The sequence below is a fragment of the Psychrobacter immobilis genome, assembly GCF_904846285.1.
Taxonomy (GTDB): domain Bacteria; phylum Pseudomonadota; class Gammaproteobacteria; order Pseudomonadales; family Moraxellaceae; genus Psychrobacter; species Psychrobacter immobilis_D.
In genome coordinates this window covers 143,272-163,264 of sequence record NZ_CAJHAD010000001.1, presented here as the reverse complement: position 1 = coordinate 163,264, position 19,993 = coordinate 143,272, and the positions used below count along the sequence as shown (strand labels likewise).

The window sequence follows — 19,993 nt, the reverse complement described above, 5'->3', positions numbered from 1 at the left end:
CGAAGTCATCGCCCGTTTACTATAGATGACCTTATCGGTATAATAGCGCCTTGTTCACTATCGTTGGGCTGTATTCTCAGCTTAACCGAACACTTATTTTTTTGGAGGTATGGTTTGGATCGTGCGCTGGAATTTGTGGGCAACCACCCGTTTTTATTTGGTATATTAGCCGTACTTGCCGTGCTGTTTTTTGCTATTGAAAACAAACGTAGTGGCAGAAAAATATCGCCCAACACCTTGGGTATGATGGTTAACTCGCAAAATGCGCAGCTGATCGATATTCGCACCAAAAAGAAATTTGAGACCGGTTATATCCAAGGCAGCCGCAATATACCTTTTACTGAACTTAAAGACCGCATTGAGGAAATTCGTGCGATTGAGCACCCAGTCATTATCATCTGCGATATGGGCATACAGGCAGGTGCGGCAGTACAGATGATTGGTAAAGACAGTGTCTATCGCCTAGAAGGCGGTATCGGCGGTTGGCAAGGCGCTGGTATGCCATTGGTTGGGATAAAAGATGCCAAACCTAAAGGCAAAGCCAAGCCAAGTTTGCATAAGTAAGACAATCGATTAAGCTGTGATTTCAATCATGCTAATAGCTATACAGTCTTAGCAACCTGCAGCGTTAATAAAAAAGACACCTTTTAAAGGTGTCTTTTTTTATGTGCTAATGATGCTACCGTCAGCGCTTTTCAGCCAACACTGCTTGAATTTGAGACAGCCATCCCCACTTTATACTGAGCAGCAGCAAATATAGCTGCTATTTACGTATTGATAACGGATTGTATTAATGACTACCCTATGATTTCTTAATCTCATTATTTATCATATTACTTATAATAAAACGATTCACCCATAAATTTATAATTAAGGATTAACCATGACTGTCTCTGTGCAAGTTTATACCACCCCTATCTGCCCATACTGCTCAAATGCGAAGAAATTATTGCAATCTAAAGGCGTTGATTATGAAGAAATCGGCATGCATGACATTAGCCGTGAAGAGCGCCAAGCATTGATGCAAAAAACCAATAACTATCGTACTGTGCCACAAATTTTCATTGGTGATACCTTTATCGGTGGTTTTGACGAGCTCAACCAAATGAACCAGCAAGGCAAACTTGACGAGCTATTGGCGGGTTAATTTGCTATCTTGTTTTACGGTCTGTTTTTATCTAGGTAAAAATGGACCGCAGCAAAGATAAATCGTCTGGCTAAAAGACAAGCTTGCCAAAAAAAATTGGCTAAGAAACATCGAGATAAAATCTCAAACCTTAATCTCGATTTATATTACAATGATATGTTGTTACAATAACAGTTTGCCCCATTATTTGATTAACTTTTAGAGGAATTACCATGGCTGAAGAACAAGCACAACCACAATTGGCACTAGAACGCATTTATGTAAAAGATATGTCACTTGAAGTCCCAGGCGCGGGCGTATTCACCAAAGAGTGGAACCCTGAGCTTGATATCAATCTATCAAGCAATGCCGAAAAACTAGATGACGACCATTACCAAGTGGTATTAACAGTAAGCGTCAACGCTAAAAACGCTGAAGAAGCGGCATTTATCGCCGAAGTTCATCAAGCGGGTATCTTCTTATTAAAAGATATCCCAGAAGACCAAATTGGTCAGATTCTAGGCGCTTATTGCCCTAACGTGTTGTTCCCGTATGCGCGTGAAGTGATTAGCGACATCGTCACACGTGGTAGCTTCCCGCAGTTATTGCTTGCGCCAGTCAACTTTGACCAAGCGTACGCGCAAAGCCAGCAGCAAGCCCAAGTTGATGCACAAGGTAACGCGTAACACTTAGCAAGATAAAGCATTAGCTTATTTATATCAAAAAGCCGTTTACTTCTCTAAGTAAGCGGTTTTTTTATGGACATTTTCTAGCGTTTATTTTAACCATTAAAAAACCCTGCTGCTTATTAATATAAGCGGCAGGGTTTTGAGTATCACTGTTAATCGACAAGCTCTATCAGCAGCTATAAAAGCCTTAGCCTTTTAGTGCAGATAGGATTTGCTGTTTAACATCATCAATGCCTTGGGTGCCATCGAATTTGTCATATTTAGGCGCATCGCCGCCCTCAGCCGCTTTATCTTGATAGAAACCAACCAAGGTTGACGTCTGCTCATGATAAGTCGCTAGACGGTCACGAATGGTCGACTCTTTGTCGTCTTCACGCTGAATCAGTGGCTCGCCCGTCACATCGTCAATACCTTCTTGCTTAGGTGGATTGTGATCAATATGATAAACGCGACCAGAACCTGCATGCTGACGACGACCTGATAAGCGCTTAACGATTTCGTCATCAGGAACGCTAATTTCAATCACATGGTCAATGGTCACGTTGGCATCTGCAAGCGCTTGGGCTTGTGGAATAGTACGCGGGAAACCATCTAAAATGCAGCCGTTGACACAATCAGGCTTAGCGATGCGTTCTTGCACGAGGTTAATGATCAAATCATCAGAAACCAAACCACCAGCGTTCATCACGTCTTTGGCTTGTTTGCCAAGTTCAGTACCTTCTTTGATTGCGGCACGCAGCATATCGCCCGTTGAGATTTGCGGGATATCATACTCTTTAGAGATGAACTGGGCTTGGGTGCCTTTACCGGCGCCTGGTGGACCTAGCAAAATAATACGCATCATTACACGACTCTCCTTAATAGATAGGATTTTGGGACTAATAAAACTTAGGGATTGGTGGGTTGCAGAGCTTACCTTACCTTGTGGCTTTCAAAAGCTCAAGTATTTTTAGTCTTGATGCGGCAAGTTACGATGACTTATCTGTTCATGGGACAAGGTTGCGCGCCGCTGAAAGCACAACGGCGCGCATTTATTAGTTATTTAGAAGTTGATATAAGCTCATTAAGGAACCTGTTGATTAATAGCCACATTGACCTGATTTTGGTCGGCGCTAATCACCACAGGATTACCCGATAAATCGCCTGACTCCGCATTGGCGGTACCGCTATGGCTGATACGCGCAATGACCGCAAGCTGGACTTTATCGCTTCGAGCAGAAGCTAACGTGCGCTCAGGCATCATAGCATCTAAGTCGCTTAGGCTAATATTTGCTTCACCCTGCTTAATGACACTAATCGGTAGACGCTTGGCGGCAAATGGCGGTCCACCTTTCACATCGCGGATAGCGACAAACAGCACATCATCCGCTTTGACTAATGGTAGCAAACTTGAATTAATAGAAACAGTCACCTCAATGCCTTCAGAAGCTTGCTGCTGCTGAGCCGTGACACTTGCACTCAACTCATCCAGACTTGTCAGCGCTTGGCTATGGTCACCCGGTTTGGCAGCAATACTAGCACGTAAACGCTTAATCCAGCCTTGTGCTTGCTCAAAGTTATTACCACGTGCTTCACCCATTGCCATCAGCATTTGAGCGCCTTCATGTTGCGGATTTTTCGCCAGTACGTCCTGCAAGACGCGGCGACTATTGGCATCGAGCTGACCTTTATTGGCAAAAAAGCTGATTTGCGCGTAAGTGGTGGCAATCTCTTCGTTGTCTGGTGACAAACGATAAGCCCGTGATAAGGCTTCAAGTGCTGAGTCGGTTGCTTCTAATGATAAGAATAGTTCAGACAGACGCATCCAGCGATCAGGGTCATCAGCATGACGATAAACGTTGGTCTGCATAGCACTAATAAGTTGCGTGCCATCTTCAATCGCCCAAGCAGGCGGCTGATCAATTTTACCAGTTAACAAGTCATCTGCGACTTGTGCGACTTTATCTTCAGCCGCCCACAGATTAAATACTGGCGTTCGGTCGCTGATTAAAAAGTACGCTAGCCCCGCTAATACTGGTACCCATACCATGATAATCAGACGGCTTTTGATACCGGGTGCAACCATTGGTGTCACAATACGCTGCGCATCCAATAGCTGGCGCTCAAGCTCGAGCTTTTGATTTTGGTAATGCACTTCATCGATAGTGCCACTGTCTTTATCAGTCTGCAGCTCTGCTAGGCGTTCACGGAATACCGCGATATTGATGTCTAGCAGCTGATTGTCAACCGGCTTATCTCGTAAGCGTGATGCCCGCAGCCATGGCATGATAATAATCACCGCCAGTAACAGCGCAATAAATAAGCTTAGGGCAATAAATAAGCCAAAAGTAGAAAATAGGGTCATTTTTTGTCCTCTGTACTGGTGATGTCATGTTCGCTATTAGCATTGCTAGTACTATCGTTATTGCTACGCGACAATAAACGATCAAGTTCCGCTTTTTCTGTAGCTGATAACGCCGCAGCGCCATCTACAGTGACGCCACTTTGACCACGGGCAACGCGCTGGCTGCGTTTACTTTGCCAAAACCAGCCAATCACCAATACAATCAATAATAATGGCGGAAAAAACCATAGTATCCAAGTCGAAGGACGTACGGGCGGTTTATACGTAATAAAGTCGCCATAACGCTCTTGCATGTAAGCACGGATTTCACTATCACTACGACCTTCTTTAATCATGTCATAGGTTTTTTGCTTTAAATCTTGCGCAATAGGCGCATCAGAACCTGCTAGGTTTTGGTTTTGGCATTTTGGGCAGCGTAGCTCTTCGATAAGACCGCGATACTGCGCTTCTTGCTGAACTGAGTCAAAATCATAAACTTCAATCGCTGCCTGCGCACTAAAACTAATGGCCAAACTGATAACAAAACTCAGTAAACACCCAAGCACTAAGCCTGCAAGCTTTATTGCGATGCTTTTTACCTGTATAACTTTTAAGTAGAAGGCATTCATTTACAAACCTCCTGAACTTGCTTGGGGTCTGGACTGACATTTTTCTTGTCGGCTTCATTAAGCACCATCAAACAAGGTGTGATACGGCTTTGCCAATTGCTCTCGTTAATCTCACCAACAATATGCTGACGAATAATGCCTTCACCATCAACCACAAAGGTTTCAGGCGCTCCCGTCAGGCCCAAATCTAGAGCAAACTGACCGGATAAATCCTGAATAGACATCGAAAATGGATCGCCGCCGCGGTTTAAGTAGCCTAGCGCATCGCCAATGTCATCTTTATAGTTCACCCCAACCAAATTGACACCGCGCTCTTCTAATTGCATTAAAAAGGGATGCTCGATGATACAAGTTGGGCACCAAGAACCCCAAATATTCATCAAAAACGGCTGATCAGGGAGATTGTCATTGGTCATAATACGACTGGTATCTGACAATAACGGTAGCTCAAACGTCGGTACTGGACGCTCAAGCGCGGTGTTGGTAACGATTTCCGTTGGCTGACCCAAACGCAGGTACAGCATGACCATAAAACCAGCAAAAACAATCAGCGGAATTAAAAACCATATTCTAATTTGGCCTTTTTTCATCGTTTTAGGAGCTTTGTTCTTAGCAGCACCTTTGTTTTCAGGTGCTTTTTGGGAAGAATTATCTGATTGACTCATTTTATTTCTCCCCTATTTCAGCTTCAGTGATAAAACCTGCTTTATTCGCCGCCATTTGAGCGGACGTTTTGGTTTTTTTAATACGATAACGGCTATCGAGCATACTTAATAAACCACCTAATGCCATGATAATCGCGCCAAGCCATATCCAGCGAATCAGTGGCTTAACATAAATACGTACCGCCCACTTATTACTGTCTTCAGCGATAGGCTCGCCGAGTGCCACATAGACATCGCGCATAAGGCTGGCATCAATCGCCGCTTCAGTCATTGGCATCATACTAATCACATAAGTACGTTTTTCAGGATACAAGGTCGTCACTTTGCGACCGTTTTTGGTCACCTCGACCTGTGCTTGCACGCCATCAAAGTTACTGCCTCTGACCTCATGAAAATCTTTAACTTCAAAGTCATAGCCTTGTACATGCACGGTATCATTTTCGCCCAGTGCCACATCGCGCTCAATACTCAAAGTACTGGTAAAGGCAACACCGATGACGGCTATTATGACCCCAATATGCGCAGTCTGCTGACCCCAATAGCTCAAACGTAACTGACCTAGACCCTTAAAGAAACTTGGTGCATTTTTGGTTTTGTCTTTAAAATCAACAACCATCCAAAACAACACCCAAAAACTCACGGTTAGCGTCACGCCAATATTAAGCATGTCGGACGGGCTGACAAAATAAGCAATAATCGCCGCCAACACGAGACTACTGACCGCAATGACCATGCCAACGCCCAATAACGGACGACTGTCTTTCTTCCAGCGGATATTAGAACCCATACCCATCGCGATCAACAGCAACCACGTTAATGGCACAAATAGCGCATTAAAATATGGAGGGCCTACAGAAACTTGACCCAAATTAAAGGCGTCAGCGATGATAGGATACAGCGTACCGAGCAGTACCACTAAGGTTGAAATTAGGATAATAACGTTATTAATCACTAAAAATGATTCACGCGATATCAGCTGATATTGACTTTCAACCGTCAAACGCCAACCACGGATGGCAAACATCAGCAGTCCACCACCAACGATAATGCCTAAAATCACTAAGATGACCAGACCGCGCGTTGGGTCGGCAGCAAACGAATGCACCGAAGTAATAACGCCAGAACGTACAAGGAAAGTACCCAATAGACTTAAGGCAAAAGCAAAGATGGCCAGCATAATAGTCCACGCTTTAAATACCCCGCGCTTCTCAGTCACTGCCAACGAATGCAGCAAGGCTAAACCGGCAAGCCAAGGCATTAACGAAGCGTTTTCTACCGGATCCCAGAACCACCAACCGCCCCAACCAAGCTCGTAATACGCCCACCACGAACCCAAAGCAATACCAAGGGTTAAAAACCCCCATGCTGCCAGCGCCCATGGACGCGACCAACGGGTCCAGACTGCATCCAAACGCCCTTCCCATAATGCTGCCATACAAAAGGCAAATGGCACGACCATGCCCACATAGCCCATATATAGCATCGGCGGATGGATAATCAAACCGAAATCTTGTAGTACAGGGTTTAAGTCCGCGCCATCGACCGGCAAGTTTGGTAAAGTGCGGTCAAACGGTGATGAGGTGAAGATTAACATCGCCAACATCATCATTTGTACGCCAGCCAGTATCACCAGTACGCGTGCGCGCATTGACAATGGCAAACCACGGCTAAAGTACGACACCAAGGCACACCAAGTGGCCATGATGGTCATCCAAAGCAGTAGCGAACCTTCATGCCCGCCCCACGTCGCGGACAATTTATAATACCAAGGCAGCAAGGTATTAGAATGCTGAGTGACGTAGACCAAGCTAAAGTCATTAAAATAAAAGCCTGCCATCAAAGCGCCAAACGAGATAGCCATGGCCGCAAACTGCGCCCACGCTAAACTTGGTGCGAGACGCTGCCAAGCAACTTGGTCACGCATAACGCCGATCGTTGGTAATACCACCTGCAAAATCGCCAATACAAAGGCGGTCAGCAAGGCAAAATAACCTAATTCTGTGATTAACATACGGTCTAACCTTGTTTACCTTGGATACTGTCTAGGTTTGCTCGAGCGCTGTTATTTTATGAATAATAAAAGCTACCGAACTGTAGTAGAGAATCCTTAATGCGGTCATAGTTTACGGTTGTAAATTCAGGTTTTGTGGCTATAGCAGCCGCTAAAACCCGCTACTATTATCATGATTTTTATTAATAGTTCTTATTAACGGTTTTTATTAATGATGTTTATTAACAGTGTTTATAAATGTCGTTTATAGCTGTGATTTATTACTATCATTTGCTTACCTCTCAATTAGAAAAGGTATTTTAATTATTATCTTTTACTTACATTTATTACTTGTTTAACGTCTAAAGCACAAAGGCTTAAAGGTATTGTATAAAGCGTGCCCACCTTACTGCATTGCGGGGAAAAACACCAAAACCAGATGTAACCAACCTGCAAAAAAGCCAGTCAAACCGCCAAGTACAATCAGCGTCATCTCATCTTCACGAAACGCAGGACGCAATAGGTTTTGAAACTCATCGGGTGATAGCGCGCGAATACGGTCGCGAAACAATCCAAATATTTTACTGGCTCGGCTTTCATTGAGCTCAGGGTCGCGCAGTGGCACCATGGTCGCGACGATGGATTTGTCGATAATAGTATTTTTCAATTGCCCAAACTCGCGGCGACCTAGCCCTACTCTTAACGTCGTACTAATGACTGGCGATTCTAGCACTTTATACAGGTGTGATTTCATCAGCTCACGCGTTTCCGCAGCGCGGTCACCGTACATCATCTCATTCATGATGTTCTCTAAAGTCACCAAATCCTTGACCACAATTTCAGCAAAAACTTCAGAGACTTCCTCTTGGCGCTTCATAAAGCCGCCTTGGAAACGGTACCGCGCAATATGCGGCAGCTGCGGCTTAATAAACGGGAAGCGACTTTGCAGCGCGAAAAACTTTACATACGGAATATAATGCGGCTCTACGGGATTAAATACCATCCAAATCGCAATCCAGTTGGTGAGGAAACCCCAAATAGCGGCAAAAAATGGTACCGTCCAATGCTGCGGTACCACTAAAAATATAAACATTTGGATAATACCGAATATCAAGCCAATCAAAGCACTGATATGCCAAATGAAATCAATCTCTTTTTGCCCAACTTTTAGAAACATATTGACCATCAAACGACGATCGCTTTCCATCTTATTGACAATCATCTTACGCATATCGACCAAATCTTCGACATGATAGGTCAAATCCGTCACCAAAGACTGCATAATATTTGGCAATTCTTGGTGCGCTTGGGCATAAACGCGGCGCTTTAATGCATAAGGAAGATTGCCCCACAGCGCTGGCGAGTGGTCAAACATAATCTCATCAATCAAGATTTCAAGATTTTCATCGACCGCATTGGTGATAAATACCGCCATCTGATCCGGTTCCATTGCTTTAAAGAACTCATCGAGCGAGCCGAGCTTTGAGAGCGTCTGGTCAACGATAACGCCAGATATCTTGCCAGCTTTGCGCGGCACAATCCCTTGCCAGCCTAATCCTGGCAAGCCAAAGAATGGGAAGTTTGGAATCCGAATACCCCAAAACTTAACCGGATAAAACAGCATTTTGAGTGCCATCCACACGTGTATCCATGTGACAAATGCGGTCACTGGTGGGATGGTCAGCATGGCGAAAAACTCGGGGTGCTCCGCTATCGTCTGCCACAATGAATTTGCATCCATGACTCTAATTATCCTTGAGGTGATGATTGTCGTTGTTAAGCAAATATCCTTAGTCGATTAAGAACGCTCAGTAAAAACGCTCTATCCTCAATAACCACTGAATTAAATAACGCTGTAACTGGCTAAAATAAATCGCCTGATTTTAGCATACTTGCCATTCATTAGCACATATCCAGCCTAGGCAAGTTGTGACTAGCGATGACACGTTTTAGCCACCCTTCTCAATCTTAAAACCTTTATTATCGTCTACCAGCATTAACCATCAAAATATCGATAACTATAGCGTTAACAATCACAATCATACTCCCATCAAATAAACGACGGGATACTGCGCCAGCGCATTTGTTCTGTTATAATTTATGGTTGAGTGGCGCGGATTGTTAACAGCCAAATGCAGACAAATGAATTGACGGCTTATGGATAAAATTTCCCGCTATGTTATTGAAAGACTTTGCCTTATCCTTTATGCTCACCTCGCTTTGAATGAGCGCATCGCGCTATCTATCTTTCACAGACTCTTACTGATTTATTGACCATCGATTTATCAACGACCGCCTCACTGACCGTCCGGGTACTGACTTTATATGAAAAAACCGCTCGCTCCCGATACCGAACAGGTTAATCGTATTTTTACCAGCCGTATTATTATCCTTGGACTGTTGATGTTTTTGGGTTTGATCGCTTTGATCGCGCGTTATGGTTATCTGCAAGTGTATGCCCACGATAAATACACTACCCAAGCCGATAACAATCGTATTAAGCTGATTTCTGCGCCGCCCAGTCGTGGTTATATTTACGACCGTAATGGCGTTATCCTCGCTGACAATCAGCCGGTATTTACCGCTATGCTCAGTCCCGATGAAGTCGAAGACCCAAAACGTACGCTAAATCTGCTTGCGCCTATCTTTGATTTAACAGATGAAAATATCACTGATATTTTGGCACGCTTAAGTAAAACCAAAAATGACCCCGTGACCATTAAGATTGATTTGACTGAGGCACAATTGGCGCAGTTTAGTGAACGTCAGCCTTTTTTTCGTGGCGTCAGTATTCAGAGTAAGCTCACACGCTCTTATCCTTATGATGAGCTGTTTGCACATGTGATTGGTTATGTCGGACGTATTAACGATAAAGAGTCCAAGCAAATCAATAAAGATCGCTATGCGGGTACCGACCTCATCGGTAAGATTGGTATCGAGGATTTTTATGAAGATATTTTGCTCGGACAGCCGGGTTATCAATCGGTAGAAACCGATGCGCACGGCAATATCTTACGTCAACTCGATACCAAAGCGCCTATCGCGGGCAATGACATCACCTTAAGCTTAGATTATGGCTTACAGGTCGTGGCTCAGCAGCAGCTTGATGGTCGCCGCGGGGCAATCGTTGCTATTGACCCAAAAAATGGTGATGTATTGGCGTTCGTCAGTAACCCAAGCTACGACCCCAATCCCTTTATATCCGGTATCTCCTTTAGAGATTATGGTGACCTGCGTGAGGACCTTGATCAGCCGCTTTATAATCGTGCGCTACAAGGGACTTATCCGCCCGGCTCAACCATTAAACCTTTTGAAGGTCTAGGCGGTATTCATTACGGTTTACGTGATTGGGAAACAACCATTTACGACCCCGGTTATTTTAGTCTGCCTGGTGATTCGCACCGTTTTCGTGATTGGAAAAAAGGTGGTCATGGCACGGTTGATTTGAAGAAATCTATCGTGATGTCGGTCGATACTTATTATTATAAACTGGCTTATGAGATGGGCATTCAGCGTTTGCACGATTGGATGGTGCGCTTTGGCTTTGGCGAACAGACTGGTATTGACCTGCCCAATGAAAAACCAGGAATTATGCCATCACCAAAATGGAAAAAAGACACCTATGATAAAGGTTGGCTACCCGGTGAAACCATCTCGGTCAGTATCGGACAAGGTTATTTCTTAGCGACACCCCTGCAGATTGCTAATGCTACTGCCATGACCGCTAACAAAGGCTACCATATCACCCCGCATTTATTAAAAAGTAGCGATGGCGCAGCGGCGGTCGATGTGATTACCAAACCTGATGGTAAAATCGACTATAACGGCAAACCTTCTGATTGGGTGCGCATGCATGATGCCATGGAACAAACCGTTAAGGCGGGTACAGGACGCGGTATTTATACGCCGCGCTATCGCATTGCCGGAAAAACAGGTACAGCACAGGTAAAATCAATTGCACAAGGTAAAAGCTATAATAAATCTGCGCTGGATAAGCGCCACTGGGATCATGCTTGGTTCAATGGTTTTGCACCCGTAGAGAACCCCGAGATTGCCCTAGCAGTATTGGTCGAAAATGGCGGCGGAGGTAGTGTTGTTGCTGCGCCTATCGGTCGTGCGTTGTTTGATTATTGGATGTTACAGCGCGAAAAAAATCCTATTTTGCCACCTACTCCCGATCAATTAAAAGTCATCAAACGCCAAAAAACCTTTGATAAAGCCATGCGTGACGCCGTACGTGATAAAGAACAAGCGCTCGCAGAGCAAAAAGAAGCACAAAGCGCTGAAACAACTACTACCGCTGCTACTTCTGAGTAATGTTAGAGTCAATCAATAAAAAAGTTAATGAAATAATGACTAAGAAAACACTATGAAAAAAACATCCAGTACGCGACAACCTAAAAAAACGCTTAAAGTAAAAACAAAAAACAGTGCTGCTGGTGATGTGCGTATTATCGGTGGGCAGTTTAAGCGCCGTAGCGTCAGTTTTATCGATGCCGAAGGCTTACGTCCGACCCCAGACCGGCTGCGCGAAACTTTATTTAATTGGTTAATTGCTGATATTCATGACGCCCAAGTGCTTGACAGCTGCGCTGGTAGCGGCGTTTTAGGCTTTGAAGCGTTATCGCGCGGCGCCGCTCATACAACCTTTATTGAAATAAACCCTGCACAAGTCAATATGCTGCGCCAAAGCGCCGAGCAATTACGCTTAGACGCCAATGCTTGCCAAATCATTCAAGGCACAGCTGAACAAGTCCTGACCCAAAACCAGACTATTCAGCGTCATTTTGATATTGTCTTTATCGATCCACCTTACACGCAAGATTTGTGGCAGCCTATTTTAATGGCATTGATAAAACAATCCTTAATCAGCGCAGAAACGCTTATTTATTTAGAAGCGGATAAAGATTTAACCCTTCAACTTAATCAATTAGTAGTAAGTCTTAACGAAAGCTCTAAGCCTCAAACAGAGACAACACAAGACATTATAGCTTTTGAATGCTTAAAACAAACTAAAGTTGGACAAGTTGTCGCTGGACTTTATCAGCTTTCACCGTCATAATTGTCAGGTTAACGAAAGCCATTAACAAATTTTACAAATGTTTAAAACCGCTAAAAAACTGGCCAACGCTGCAGTTTAATGTATATAAGGCGAAAATAAACCCCAATGCAGCTTGCAAGCGTAGGCGCTACTGCTTATAATGTGCAGTCTGTTTTTTGAGAGCCCCGTTCCCAGCTAAACTCTCAACGAATTCTAATTTTAAGGTTTTATCATGAAAACACTTAGTGCAAAACCAGCTGAAGTGACCCATGACTGGTATGTCGTAGATGCTGACGGCAAAACCCTTGGTCGCTTAGCTACTCAAATCGCTAGTCGCTTACGTGGCAAGCATAAGACCAACTATACTCCACACGTAGATACTGGTGATTTTATTGTTGTCATCAATGCAGAAAAAATCGCGGTAACGGGTAAAAAAGCGCAAGATAAAAAATACTATCGTCACAGTGGTTACCCAGGCGGTATTAAAGAAACCAACTTCACGAAGCTGATTGCACATAAGCCTGAAGATGTTCTACACAAAGCGGTTAAGGGTATGCTTCCTAAAGGTCCTCTTGGCTATGCAATGATCAAGAAGCTAAAACTTTATGCGGGTACCGATCATCCACATGAAGCTCAGCAACCTAAAGAACTAGACATCTAAGGATACACTTATGGAACGCAATTACGGAACTGGTCGCCGCAAGACCTCTACTGCTCGTGTCTTTTTAGCGAAAGGTACTGGTAGCATTGTTGTTAACGGCAAACCACTTGATGAGTATTTCAGCCGCGAAACGTCGCGCATGGTTGTTCGTCAGCCTTTAGAATTACTTGACTCACCTACTGCTTACGACCTTTACATCACTGTAAAAGGCGGCGGTATTAGTGGTCAAGCTGGCGCAATCCGTCACGGCATCACGCGTGCATTGATTGAGCTTGACGAATCTAACAAACCTGCTCTAAAAGCAGCTGGCTTTGTTACTCGTGATTCACGTCAAGTTGAACGTAAGAAATTGGGTCTACGTAAAGCACGTAAACGTCCACAATTCTCAAAACGTTAATCAAAGCTATCGCTTATATTTTTGCAGCCGTTGTCTTTATCTCAGAGCAACAGCTGCAGCATTAAATATAAGAATAGATTTGCAAAACCTTATAAGCTGGTCACAGCTTATAAGGTTTTTTTATGGCTGTTTTTTAGCTGTAATTTTTAATTATGGCTTTCAATGATATTTTTTATTGATAACTTTTAACAATAGCTTTTTAGAGAAGACCTCTAACAACGATTCTTATTGGTGCCAGTTTTTATGTATAAATCTCCTTGCAAAGCTACGCGCACTCCTCCATCATAATAGTAACTTTTGTCACCTTACCCTCATTATGAAAGCCCCCGAACAATACGACCCTAGTAAGCATGACTCAAAAACGAGCATGCTAGCGCCTGATGCTACAGCGCATGGTAAATCTACTAAATCGCCAGCCATTCCTGCAGGCATGCCGACGATTACGCAAACGCATAAGCAAACGGCACAAGCGGAGAAAAAACCCTTTCAATGGCAGTTTTTATTGCCTCAATATTGGGGTATCTGGCTATTATTAGCTATTTTTCTGCCCATGATATATTTGCCGTTACGTTGGCAATTTTGGCTAGGTCGTAAACTGGGTATTTCAATATATAAAATAGCAGGCTCACGCCGGCGTGATACGTTGATTAATCTAAGACTGGCTTTCCCAGAGAAACCTGAAGCCGAGCGTGAGCTCATGGCAAAGCAAGTTTTTGTCAATCAAGGTATTGGTGTGTTCGAGACCTTATGTGCTTGGTTTCGTCCCAATGTTTTTACACGTACCGTTTCTATCTCGGGCTTACAGCACTTAGTGAATGCCCAAAACCAAGGTCGTCCTGTTATTTTGTTAGGTGCTCACTATACGATGCTTGATTTGGGCGGATTATTTTGTGCGCAATTTTTTGCCGTAGACTGTATGTATCGAACGCAGAATAATCCCTTACTTGACTGGTTTATTTATAATGGTCGCACCAATATATTCGGCACACAGATTTCTAGCCGAGACATGCGTAGTTTGGTCAATTCTATCAAAGCCGGACATGTTGTCTGGTATTCCCCTGACCAAGATTACGGGTTGAAACAAGGCGTCATGGCACCGTTTTTTGGTGTACCGGCAGCCACAATTACCGCTTCTCGTCGTATGGCAAAATTAGGCGACAAGCAGCATCCACCCGCACTCATGGCACTGCATACCTATCGACAAACGCCTGACAACCTGCCGCGCGGCAAACGTCCGCATTATCATTTGACCATTACGCCAGAGTTAGAGAACTATCCAAGTAATGATGAAGTCGCTGATGCAACGCGTGTTAATGAAGTGCTAGAAGGATTGATTCGTATCGATCCCACCCAGTGGATGTGGTTCCATCGCCGCTTTAAAAACGGCCCTGATGGTCGTACTGATATTTATAAGTAGGCATTTATACTCAAACAAAGCGGTAGAGAAATTTGCTATAATTTGCGCCATTGATTTGAGTCGTTGAATTCAATATCACTCTTTTACTTAAGTAAAAATACTAAAAAAACAGCAATCTAATAAATTAAAAATTAAACCAACTACGGATTTTCCATGAGCAATCAAACTGACGCAGCTGTAGACGCCCCTAAGAAAGAAAGCAAACGTATCCTAACCGGCATCAAACCGACAGGCATTCCGCATTTAGGTAATTACGTTGGTGCCATTCGCCCAGCTATTCAGTCTATCCAAGATAGTGATGATGAGGCATTTTTCTTTTTGGCCGATTATCATGGCATTATCGGCTGTTACGACCCTGCTATCATTCATGAGTCGACCAAAATCATTGCCGCAACGTGGATTGCCTGTGGTCTTGACCCTGAACGTGTGACTTTTTATCGTCAGTCCGATGTACAAGAGATTCCAGAACTTGCTTGGATTTTAAATTGCTCATGTGCCAAAGGTCTGATGAACCGCGCGCACGCTTATAAGGCGGCGGTCGATATTAATACCGAAAAAGCAGATGTCGATCCAGATCAAGGTATCAACATGGGTCTATTTGGCTATCCTGTGCTTATGGCGGCCGATATCTTGATGTTTAATGCCACTCATGTACCCGTCGGTCGTGACCAAGTACAGCATATTGAGATGGCCCGTGATATCGCTGGTACGTTTAACCATCGTTATAAACCTCTCTTTACGCTACCATCAGCGGTTGTTGATGAAGATATTCCGCTACTGACAGGACTTGATGGTCGTAAAATGAGTAAAAGCTATAGCAATACCATTCCTCTATTTGGTGAGCCTAATCCACAAGTCAGTCCTGAAAAACAGATGCATAAAGCCATCATGAAGATTGTGACCAACTCACAGTTGCCGGCTGAGCCAAAAGACCCTGATGACTCTGCACTCTTTGAGATTTATAAAGCCTTTGCAACGCCCGCAGAGATTGCCGAGATGCGTGCGCAGTATGCATCAGGTATTGGCTGGGGTGATGCTAAGCAAGCATTGTTTGATAAAATAAATAGCGAGATTGCGCCATTCCGCGCGCGTTACGAAGAGCTGATGGCTAATCCAAAAGAGCTAGAAGAAATCTTACAACTGGGCGCAGAAAAAGCCCGTCGTCATAGCCGTAAGCAGCTTGATAAGACGCGCCGTGCTATTGGTATCCGTCCACTTGCTAAACTTAAATAAGCCTTTGACTGCTTTGACTGGTCGTAATCTGGACGGATGCTAAGCGTGCAGACTGAGCTAAAAAATCAACCAGCGGCTTTACCGAAAGCTGCATTTTGTGTAGCCGCGCATCAACCCTCTGAATTTTCAGATAGCAAGGGCGAACATGATGGCCAACACGACTATTTAGTTGTTAATGACATGTCGCTGCGTATTTATCAGACGCCAGTGCAGCATCTACCAGAAGATTTATATGTGCCGCCGCAAGCGTTTGCCATTTGGTTAGAGCAGTTTGCTGGGCCATTGGATTTTTTATTATATCTGGTCAAAAAAAACAACGTTGATCTGACCCAAATGCCAATATTGCCAATTACGGAGCAGTATTTGGCTTATATCAGTGAGCTGGATACCGAGCATTTTGAATTGGCCGGTGACTATCTGCTGATGGCATCAACCTTGATTGCGATTAAAACCGAGCTGCTACTGCCAAAGCCCGAAACGCCGAGCGATGAGCGTGATCCAAAAGCTGAGCTGATTGAGCGCCTTGAAGAATATGCGCAAATTAAAGTAGCCAGTCAGCGTTTGGACAATCTGGTGCGTCTTGAGCGCGATGTGTTTTTAGCGATGGTCAGTATGCCCAGTCAAGACGTTATGAATGCGGAATTACCCAGTTACTCGCCGAACCTTTTGATTGATAGCTTATTTAAAATGCAGCTGCAGCCTGATTATCAGATGCATACCATCAAAGTTGATGCCGTGCCCCTTTCCGACCGTATTGCCAGTATTAGTAGGCAGCTAAGCACGGATGGCGCGCACTCGTTTTATGATTTACTAGATAAAACTCAAGGTAAGATAGGTGTGGTGGTTAGCTTTGTCGCAGTCTTAGAGCTGATGAAACGGCAGTTGGTTGGTGTTATAAACGCTGATTTAAAAGGTCACGGTACGGCTGCTGACGATGAGTTTGCAAAAAACAGCCACATAGGGCAGTTAACGTTACAGTGGCTGGCTTAATGGTCTTCTTTAATAGAGAATATATGCAATGACAGATACGCAGCAGCGACATTTAGATGAGATAAGCAAGCATATCGAGGTGCTCCTGCACGCCTCTGAAGCGCCCCTTACTGCCAATGTGCTAAAGAAGCAGTTATCGTTAAATACTAACGAGCTTGCGCGAGTGTTGGAGATATTACAACAGCGTCTAGATTCTGGTGTACTGACCTTACATGAGACGGCCAGTGGTTATCGGCTACAAATCGCAGATAGCTATAGTCCGTTAATTCAGCGTGTATTCCCGCAGCGACAAGAACGCCTCAGCCAAGCCCTGCTTGAAACGTTGAGTGTCATTGCCTATAAGCAGCCAGTGACACGCGGTGACATCGAGCACGTGCGCGGTGTGACGCTATCGAGTAATATACTGCGCCAATTATTTGATAAAGGTTGGATTGAAGAGAAAGGTTACAAAGAAACCTTGGGTCGCCCTGCACTGCTATATACCACGCCGCAATTTTTAGATGCGTTTGGATTGACCAATTTAGATGAGCTGCCCGCACTGCCAGATATGGAAGCCATCAAAGCGTTGTCTTAGCATCAAAGCATTCTCTTAGATAGCTTAAAATAAGACCTGCATATTATTCTTGCCATAATAAAAAAGGACAAACCGAATAGGCTTGTCCTTTTTTTGAAACCAGTTTTTAAAGCAAATTTTTAAACCAGTTTTTTTTAAATCAGTACGGTTAGATTCACAGTACTGATTATTGATTAATAATTATTGATTAATAATATCAACGCCCTTTGGTGGCGTAAATTTAAACTGACTGCTACCGATACTTGGGTTCATTTTGATACCACTAAACTTAATCGTCGTGGTTTGTCCTAAACTATCATTCAATACCATCATCACAGGCTTACCACCGCTAAAGCTCATCGATAAGCTCTTAAAACTGGCACTCTCTGACTTTGGATATAATACATAGTAGTTTTTATTGGCGTATGGCTGAGTGATTTTAAAGTTCTTATCAATTTTGCTTGGATCACCTGACAACAATAGCGCTGGGGTATTACCCACTTGGCTATCGACATTTTGCTTGGTCGCTTGCTCCAAATCCTTATCATAAACCCACATCGAGCTGCCATTTGCCACAATCAGCTGCTCTGACGGTGACTTGGTTTCCCAGCGGAAGTTATTTGGACGCTGGACGCTCATCGTACCCGTAAAGGTACCACTATTTGCGCCTTTGGTGGTTTGGCTAAAGTTAGCCGTCATGCTTTTGGTATTACTTAATAGCTTGTTTAAGCGTTTGGCAGCGGTCAGATTATCAGCCGGAGCTGCCGTTGCCGATTGCGTTAAAGCCATCATCGGTGCAGCAACGCCAAGTGAGGTCATCAATACACCCGCTAAAGCACCGCTCATTACTTTTTGTTTTAAGGTTGTTTTGTTTGTTAATAAAGTCATTATAAATCCTCTTTTAAATGCAAAATAGCATAAAGATAAAACGTTTTAATTAAAATTTTTGTTTTCAATAAGTGCTTATCTCACGATAGTCAGTTCAGAATCAATAAACTTAAACTGACGTGATTAAACAATGCAGACAGTGTGCCAGTTTTTTTATTACGCGCCTAGTCATGATTTGCAATCATTACTACCGCTGCCATACACGCTTGTAACCAGTAGCGTTACATAGCATTCACTGTTATTTGTTGTCTGTTTTATATATAAATTAGTGTTATTTAAAAGCAGTTTGCGAGCTATTGCTAATGTCATGACCTACTATTTATAATCATTTGCTTTTGATAGTCTGCTTTTAATAATCTGCTTTTACTAAAGAACCAGCACCATAAAAAAGCCCTTACTACCAAACGGTAATAAGGGCTTTTTTTAGTCATCAAGCTATTTTAATCTTCGATTAAAATAACCCAGATGGGCAATTATGCGCTTTCAACCATAACATAACGACGGTTGAATTTACCTTTGGTCGCAAACTTTACCACACCGTCATTTAGTGCAAATAAAGTATGGTCACGACCCATGCCAACGCCTTCGCCTGCGTGGAATTCTGTACCACGTTGACGAACGATGATGTTACCAGCTGTGATAGCTTGGCCACCAAAGATTTTAACGCCTAGCATTTTTGGGTTTGAATCACGACCGTTACGGCTCGAACCGGCAGCTTTTTTATGTGCCATGAGAAAATCTCCTTGTTAATGTGACTTGTCGCTAATGCGACAACTCTTAAGCATTTAGTGCGCTATTTAGCAATAATTGCTAAGTGAATAATTAGGCATTAATAGCTTTGATTTTTAACAAGGTATACCATTGGCGGTGACCTTGCTCTTTGTGATAATGCTTACGACGGTTGTGTTTGATGATACGGATTTTTTCGCCGCGACCATGTTCAACCACTTCAACTTCTACGCTAGCGCCTTCAACGACAGGCTGACCGATTTTGACAGTTTCACCGTCAACAACCATCAACACGTCTTCAAATTTGATTGTTTCGCCTTTTTCTGCTTTTAGTAGTTCAACTTTAAGCAATTCATCGACGACTACACGGTGCTGTTTACCACCAGTTTTGATTACTGCGTACATTGTATGACTCCGTTTAACCCGTGTGCCGTGGCTGATATCATACCAACGCTTTTACGACGAACACGACAGGGAAAAATTAAAGGCAAGATTTTACGGCTTTTTGCTCATAAAAGCAAGCCGCATCTCTTGTTTTGCTCAGGTGGTAATACCAATAATACTGGCTCAAATGTTTGTATATACTTATATATAAAAACGATGTGATTGATTAACAAGGGTATAAACCACCGCTGTTAAGACCACTATCTTTATTCAAGTAT

General features: G+C 43.6%; 20 protein-coding genes. 11 read left to right on the top strand and 9 right to left on the bottom strand.

Annotated features, from left to right (window positions below):
- The first annotated feature begins 114 nt into the window (after nucleotides 1–114).
- From JMX13_RS00715 to secB, 3 genes are all read left to right on the top strand, one after another.
- Nucleotides 115–564 carry a rhodanese-like domain-containing protein gene (locus JMX13_RS00715; RefSeq protein WP_201546911.1) on the top strand — a complete coding sequence of 150 codons (450 nt, stop codon included), beginning with the start codon at nucleotides 115–117 and terminating at the stop codon, nucleotides 562–564.
- Between the two features lie 319 nt (nucleotides 565–883).
- Nucleotides 884–1,147: a glutaredoxin 3 gene (gene grxC, locus JMX13_RS00710; RefSeq protein ID WP_201546920.1), complete on the top strand. Its 264-nt coding sequence runs from the start codon at nucleotides 884–886 to the stop codon at nucleotides 1,145–1,147.
- A 212-nt stretch (nucleotides 1,148–1,359) separates the two neighbouring features.
- On the top strand, nucleotides 1,360–1,812 hold the full coding sequence (secB, locus tag JMX13_RS00705; RefSeq protein ID WP_149488954.1) for a protein-export chaperone SecB: 453 nt from the start codon (nucleotides 1,360–1,362) through the stop codon (nucleotides 1,810–1,812).
- 190 nt (nucleotides 1,813–2,002) lie between these two features.
- Here secB and adk read toward each other — a convergent pair whose 3' ends face one another.
- The 6 genes from adk to JMX13_RS00675 form a co-directional block, all read right to left on the bottom strand.
- Entirely contained in the window at nucleotides 2,003–2,659 is a 657-nt protein-coding gene (gene adk / locus JMX13_RS00700) for an adenylate kinase (protein ID WP_201608908.1), read from the bottom strand.
- 219 nt (nucleotides 2,660–2,878) lie between these two features.
- Nucleotides 2,879–4,159, bottom strand: coding sequence for a c-type cytochrome biogenesis protein CcmI (gene ccmI, locus JMX13_RS00695; protein WP_201608907.1), 1,281 nt, complete (start codon nucleotides 4,157–4,159; stop codon nucleotides 2,879–2,881).
- Complete coding sequence (locus JMX13_RS00690) at nucleotides 4,156–4,767, bottom strand: cytochrome c-type biogenesis protein (RefSeq protein ID WP_201608906.1); 612 nt, start codon at nucleotides 4,765–4,767, stop codon at nucleotides 4,156–4,158. Before JMX13_RS00690 ends, ccmI begins: the two co-directional genes overlap by 4 nt.
- Nucleotides 4,764–5,432 carry a DsbE family thiol:disulfide interchange protein gene (locus JMX13_RS00685; protein ID WP_201608905.1) on the bottom strand — a complete coding sequence of 223 codons (669 nt, stop codon included), beginning with the start codon at nucleotides 5,430–5,432 and terminating at the stop codon, nucleotides 4,764–4,766. Before JMX13_RS00685 ends, JMX13_RS00690 begins: the two co-directional genes overlap by 4 nt.
- 1 nt (nucleotide 5,433) lies before the next feature.
- Nucleotides 5,434–7,443, bottom strand: coding sequence for a heme lyase CcmF/NrfE family subunit (locus JMX13_RS00680; protein ID WP_201608903.1), 2,010 nt, complete (start codon nucleotides 7,441–7,443; stop codon nucleotides 5,434–5,436).
- Between the two features lie 385 nt (nucleotides 7,444–7,828).
- On the bottom strand, nucleotides 7,829–9,163 hold the full coding sequence (locus tag JMX13_RS00675; protein ID WP_201608902.1) for a hypothetical protein: 1,335 nt from the start codon (nucleotides 9,161–9,163) through the stop codon (nucleotides 7,829–7,831).
- Between the two features lie 584 nt (nucleotides 9,164–9,747).
- Between JMX13_RS00675 and mrdA the strand changes: the two genes are divergently transcribed.
- The 8 genes from mrdA (at nucleotide 9,748) to scpB (ending at nucleotide 17,735) form a co-directional block, all read left to right on the top strand.
- A complete protein-coding gene (mrdA, locus tag JMX13_RS00670) occupies nucleotides 9,748–11,739 on the top strand; it encodes a penicillin-binding protein 2 (protein WP_201608900.1) in 1,992 nt (663 codons plus the stop codon).
- A 52-nt stretch (nucleotides 11,740–11,791) separates the two neighbouring features.
- Entirely contained in the window at nucleotides 11,792–12,484 is a 693-nt protein-coding gene (rsmD, locus tag JMX13_RS00665) for a 16S rRNA (guanine(966)-N(2))-methyltransferase RsmD (RefSeq protein WP_201608898.1), read from the top strand.
- 211 nt (nucleotides 12,485–12,695) lie between these two features.
- The gene (rplM, locus tag JMX13_RS00660) at nucleotides 12,696–13,124 is read left to right on the top strand and encodes a 50S ribosomal protein L13 (protein ID WP_201608895.1); all 429 of its coding nucleotides are present in this window, start codon (nucleotides 12,696–12,698) and stop codon (nucleotides 13,122–13,124) included.
- Between the two features lie 10 nt (nucleotides 13,125–13,134).
- Nucleotides 13,135–13,521, top strand: coding sequence for a 30S ribosomal protein S9 (rpsI, locus tag JMX13_RS00655; RefSeq protein ID WP_201608894.1), 387 nt, complete (start codon nucleotides 13,135–13,137; stop codon nucleotides 13,519–13,521).
- A 316-nt stretch (nucleotides 13,522–13,837) separates the two neighbouring features.
- A complete protein-coding gene (locus JMX13_RS00650) occupies nucleotides 13,838–14,938 on the top strand; it encodes a lysophospholipid acyltransferase family protein (RefSeq protein WP_201608893.1) in 1,101 nt (366 codons plus the stop codon).
- A gap of 153 nt (nucleotides 14,939–15,091) precedes the next feature.
- Entirely contained in the window at nucleotides 15,092–16,171 is a 1,080-nt protein-coding gene (gene trpS, locus JMX13_RS00645; RefSeq protein WP_201608892.1) for a tryptophan--tRNA ligase, read from the top strand.
- 180 nt (nucleotides 16,172–16,351) lie between these two features.
- Nucleotides 16,352–17,161 (top strand): segregation and condensation protein A, encoded by an 810-nt coding sequence (locus tag JMX13_RS00640; protein ID WP_201609250.1) that lies wholly within the window; start codon nucleotides 16,352–16,354, stop codon nucleotides 17,159–17,161.
- A 28-nt stretch (nucleotides 17,162–17,189) separates the two neighbouring features.
- A complete protein-coding gene (scpB, locus tag JMX13_RS00635; protein WP_201608891.1) occupies nucleotides 17,190–17,735 on the top strand; it encodes an SMC-Scp complex subunit ScpB in 546 nt (181 codons plus the stop codon).
- 180 nt (nucleotides 17,736–17,915) lie between these two features.
- Here scpB and lolA read toward each other — a convergent pair whose 3' ends face one another.
- The 3 genes from lolA to rplU all read right to left on the bottom strand — a co-directional run bounded on the left by lolA (nucleotide 17,916) and on the right by rplU (nucleotide 19,736).
- Nucleotides 17,916–18,602, bottom strand: coding sequence for an outer membrane lipoprotein chaperone LolA (gene lolA, locus JMX13_RS00630; protein WP_201565200.1), 687 nt, complete (start codon nucleotides 18,600–18,602; stop codon nucleotides 17,916–17,918).
- Between the two features lie 473 nt (nucleotides 18,603–19,075).
- On the bottom strand, nucleotides 19,076–19,333 hold the full coding sequence (gene rpmA / locus JMX13_RS00625) for a 50S ribosomal protein L27 (RefSeq protein ID WP_055123782.1): 258 nt from the start codon (nucleotides 19,331–19,333) through the stop codon (nucleotides 19,076–19,078).
- Nucleotides 19,334–19,424: 91 nt separating this feature from the next.
- Entirely contained in the window at nucleotides 19,425–19,736 is a 312-nt protein-coding gene (rplU, locus tag JMX13_RS00620; protein WP_144297745.1) for a 50S ribosomal protein L21, read from the bottom strand.
- Between the last annotated feature and the right edge of the window lie 257 nt (nucleotides 19,737–19,993).